This is a genomic window from Candidatus Magnetobacterium casense (assembly GCF_019173545.1).
Lineage (GTDB): Bacteria > Nitrospirota > Thermodesulfovibrionia > Thermodesulfovibrionales > Magnetobacteriaceae > Magnetobacterium > Magnetobacterium cryptolimnobacter.
This window is the reverse complement of sequence record NZ_JABXWD010000767.1, coordinates 1-1,100: the sequence shown is the minus strand read 5'-3', so window position 1 is coordinate 1,100 and position 1,100 is coordinate 1. Positions and strand designations below refer to the sequence as shown.

General features: G+C 47.9%; 2 protein-coding genes. Both read left to right on the top strand.

All coding sequences use genetic code 11. The annotated features are described in order from the left end of the window. On the top strand, positions 1–719 hold a 719-nt coding region (locus HWQ67_RS19375), incomplete at its 5' end, for a potassium channel family protein (RefSeq protein WP_218254337.1). 122 nt (positions 720–841) lie between these two features. Then, a partial coding sequence (locus HWQ67_RS19370; RefSeq protein ID WP_218254336.1) for a PD-(D/E)XK nuclease family transposase occupies positions 842–1,100 on the top strand: 259 nt, incomplete at its 3' end.

Here is a 1,100-nt window from a genome sequence, read left to right as displayed (position 1 = left end):
GAATGGAGAACAAGATCAAGGCGCTTTCCAGCCATTACATCGTGTGTGGTGTAGAGGGGGATGGTTTTTACATATTAAACGAGCTATACACGACGTCTCGTCCGTGCGTGGTCATAGAGATAGACAAGAAGCGTATAGAGAGGGTGCTTGAGATGTTTCACACCCAGGTAGTGATTGAGGGTGACGCCACGGACAACAACGTGTTGCTCGGTGCCGGGATAGAGCGTGCCAAGGGGCTTTTTGCGGCAGCCGGTGAGGACAACGTCAACCTGGTTGTCAGTCTGAGCGCCAAGCAACTCAACCCCGAAATTAAGGTCGTGGCCCGGTGCAAGGAGCTCAAGAACCTCAGCAAGATGAAAAAGGCCGGCGCTGACGTTGTTGTCTCACCGCACTTTATCGGTGGTATGAGGATGGCCTCGGAGATGTTCCGGCCAACGGTGGTGTCGTTTCTGGATATGATGCTCAGAGATAAGGACAAAAACCTGCGCATAGAGGACGTTGTGGTCCCCGGAGATGTTACCCCCAGGACGGTTGCCTCACTGCATCTCAAACGCTATCCAACCTGCATGTTGCTCGCCATCAAGACAACGCAGGAGAGATGGATATACAATCCCCCCGAACATCAGATGATAAGCCCCGGTGATACCCTCGTAATAATGACCACACCAGGGGAAAGGATAGAGCTGAGAAAGATGTTTCACCTGACGGAGCCAAGCTGATTTATGAAGGGCGAGTGAGCACGCCACCCAAGCGTCGGAACTTGGGGCAATAATCTTTAGCCCGGCAATGGCAAGATTTATTTCGCTGTATAAAGTTTAAAATGTTTTGTTATAATTAAAGTATGCAGTTTGTAGATGTAAGAAGTGACATAGCGTTTAAGAAGATATTTGGCAACGAAGGCAAGAAGGGGATTCTTATATCTTTTTTAAATGCAGTCTTAGACCTCGCCGGAGAGCGGGAAATAGATGACTTATTGATTCTTAATCCGTACCAGACACCAAATATAAAGATACTGAAAGAGACGATATTGGATATAAGGGCGGTAGATAAAAGGGGCATAACATTTATAATAGAGATACAGATTCAAAGGCGGCGCGGAT